Below are 2,806 nucleotides of genomic sequence, written 5' to 3' on the forward strand. Positions count from 1 at the left end.
CATCGGGCGACTCCCTGCTTCCGCAGCCGGCCGGCCAGCGTGTAGAGGCCGGCCAGGTCGACTCCCTCCGGCAGGAGGCTCAGGTCGTGTGTCGGCAGGTCGAGTCCGGCCAGTTCCTGCCGCAACTCGGCTTCCAGAGCGACGCGTTGGGCGTGCTCGGCGGCCTCCGCGAGGAGCGGGGCGACGAGGCGTTCGGCGCGGCCGCCGCGTCGGGCGCCGCCGAGGCCGGCGCCGGCCAGGGCCTTGGCGAGCCCGGCCCGGTCCTGTTCGGCGGCCGTGTACGCGTCGGGGCCGAGCAGCGTCGGCCGGACCATGTTGACCAGGACGGACCCGACCGGCAGCCCTGCCTCGCGCAGCTCGGCGACGCCGTCGGCGGTCTCCTGGACGGGCATCTCCTCCAGCAGGCAGACCAGGTGCACGGCGGTCTCCGGCGACTTGATGACGCGCATGACGGCCTGGGCCTGGTTGTGGACCGGGCCGACCCTGGCGAGCCCGGCCACCTCGTCGTTGACGTTGAGGAAGCGGGTGATGCGGCCGGTCGGCGGGGCGTCCATCACCACGGCGTCGTAGACGAACGCGCCGTCCTTCTCCCGCCGCCGTACCGCCTCGCACGCCTTGCCGGTGAGCAGCACGTCGCGCAGCCCGGGGGCGATGGTCGTGGCGAAGTCGATCGCGCCGGCGCGGCGCAGCATCCGGCCGGCGCTGCCGAGCCGGTAGAACATCTGGAGGTAGTCCAGCAGCGCCTGTTCGGCGTCGATGGCCAGCGCGTACACCTCGCCGCCGGCCGGGCCGACGGCGATCCGCCGTTCCTCGTACGGCAGCGCCTCGGTCTCGAAGAGCGGGGCGATGCCCTGCCGTCCTTCCACCTCCACCAGGAGTGTGCGTCGCCCGGCGTCGGCCAGGGCGAGCGCGAGCGCGGCGGCGACCGTCGTCTTGCCGGTGCCGCCCTTGCCGGTGACCACATGCAGCCTGCTCACCCTGGGAGCCTAACCACCCGCCCCGACGCACTACCCTCTGCACCATGACGAAGTGGGAATACGCGACCGTGCCGCTGCTGGTGCACGCGACCAAGCAGATTCTGGACACCTGGGGCGAGGACGGCTGGGAGCTGGTCCAGGTCGTGCCCGGGCCGAACCCCGAGCAGCTGGTGGCCTACCTCAAGCGGGCCAAGCAGTGAGCGCCGTCGAGGCGCGCCTGGCGGAGCTGGGGCTGAAGCTGCCGGAGGTGGCGACGCCGCTCGCGTCCTACGTGCCGGCCGTGGTCTCCGGTTCGTACGTGTACACCGCCGGGCAGCTGCCGCTGGTCGACGGGCAGCTGCCGGTGACCGGCAAGGTCGGCAGCGAGGTCTCACCCGAACGAGCGAAGGAGCTGGCCGCCACCTGCGCGCTGAACGCGCTGGCCGCCGTGAAGTCCGTGGTCGGTGACCTGGACCGGATCAGGCGAGTGGTCAAGGTCGTGGGCTTTGTCGCCTCCGCGCCGCACTTCACCGGTCAGCCCGCCGTGATCAACGGTGCCAGCGAGCTGCTGGGCGAGGTGCTGGGCGAGAAGGGCGTGCACGCGCGCAGCGCGGTCGGGGTGGCCGTGCTGCCGATCGACGCGCCGGTCGAGGTCGAGATCCAGGTCGAGCTGGCCGACTGAGCCACGCGCCACGATGTCGGGCGGTCGGGGTGCGGACGGTGTTCCGCCCCGACCGACCGACGTGTGTGCCGGCGGGGTGCGCACAATGGGGCGCATGACGCAGACCAACACCGCCGGACCGGCAAGCGACGGCATGCCTCGCTGGGAGCAGCGCTTCCGCGCCCCCCGCGTGTCCCTTCCCGAGTGGGCCGAGGACGCCCCTTCCCGCTCGCTGTTCGTCTCGAACGCGACGGGCACGTACGAGCTGTACACCTGGGACCGGGAGAGCGGCCGGCAGATCCAGGCGACCGACCGGCCGAACGGCACGACGGACGGCACCCTGTCCCCCGACGGCGAGTGGCTGTGGTGGTTCGCCGACACCGACGGCGACGAGTTCGGCGTCTGGAAGCGGCAGCCGTTCACGGCCGCGAAGGGTGACGGCGCCAAGGAGGCGGTCCCCGGCCTGCCGCCGGGCTATCCGGCCGGCCTCGCGCTCGGCCGGGACGGCACGGTGGTCGTCGGCCGCTCGACCGACGAGGACGGCTCCACGATCCACGTCCAGCGGCCGGGCGGCGAGCCGGTGGAGATCTACCGGCACCGCGAGTCGGCGGGTGTCGGCGACCTGAGCCACGACGGCGACCTGCTGGTGATCGAGCACACCGAGCACGGCGACGCGATGCACTCGGCGCTGCGCGTGGTGCGGCTCGACGGCACGCTGGTCGCCGAGCTGGACGACACCGAGGGCGGAACCCGCGAGCTCGGCCTCGCCGTTCTCGGCTTCGCGCCCGTGAAGGGTGACAGCCGGCTGCTCGTCGGCCACCAGCGGCGCGGCCGGTGGGAGCCGATGCTGTGGGACCCGCTGACCGGTGAGGTGCGGGAGCTGGCCATCGACCTGCCCGGCGACATCAGCGCCGAGTGGTACCCCGACGGCGGCGCGCTGCTGGTCGCGCACAGCCACCACGCCCGCAGCGAGCTGTGGCGCCACGACTTCGACGGGACCCTGGAGCGTGTGGACACGCCGCCGGGTTCGGTGTCCGGCGCGACGGCGCGGCCGGACGGCGTGATCGAGTACCTGTGGTCCTCGGCCGCCGAACCGCCGGTCGTGCGCTCCACCCGGGGCTCGGTCGTGCTGGACCCGCCGGGTCTGCGCGCGCCCGGCTCGGTGCCGGTGGGCGACGTGTGGGTGGAG

At 73.6% G+C, this 2,806-nt stretch carries 4 protein-coding genes; 3 read left to right on the forward strand and 1 reads right to left on the reverse strand.

Annotated elements, in window-relative coordinates:
- Positions 1-977: ATPase BagA (bagA, locus tag GL263_RS24615; protein ID WP_182857946.1), on the reverse strand; the 977-nt coding region annotated here is incomplete at its 3' end.
- Between the two features lie 44 nt (positions 978-1,021).
- On the opposite strand from bagA, the gene sp36 reads away from it, so the two are divergent.
- The 3 genes from sp36 to GL263_RS24630 all read left to right on the forward strand — a co-directional run.
- A complete protein-coding gene (gene sp36, locus GL263_RS24620) occupies positions 1,022-1,177 on the forward strand; it encodes a Sp36 family protein (RefSeq protein WP_143650014.1) in 156 nt (51 codons plus the stop codon).
- Positions 1,174-1,638: a RidA family protein gene (locus tag GL263_RS24625; protein WP_143650013.1), complete on the forward strand. Its 465-nt coding sequence runs from the start codon at positions 1,174-1,176 to the stop codon at positions 1,636-1,638. The genes sp36 and GL263_RS24625 overlap by 4 nt, the downstream gene beginning before the upstream one ends.
- An 85-nt stretch (positions 1,639-1,723) precedes the next feature.
- Positions 1,724-2,806 (forward strand): TolB family protein (locus GL263_RS24630; protein WP_438948001.1); only part of this gene is annotated, 1,083 nt, incomplete at its 3' end.

Origin of the sequence: Streptomyces durbertensis (assembly GCF_014156695.1) — a bacterium.
Taxonomy (GTDB): Bacteria; Actinomycetota; Actinomycetes; order Streptomycetales; family Streptomycetaceae; genus Streptomyces; species Streptomyces durbertensis.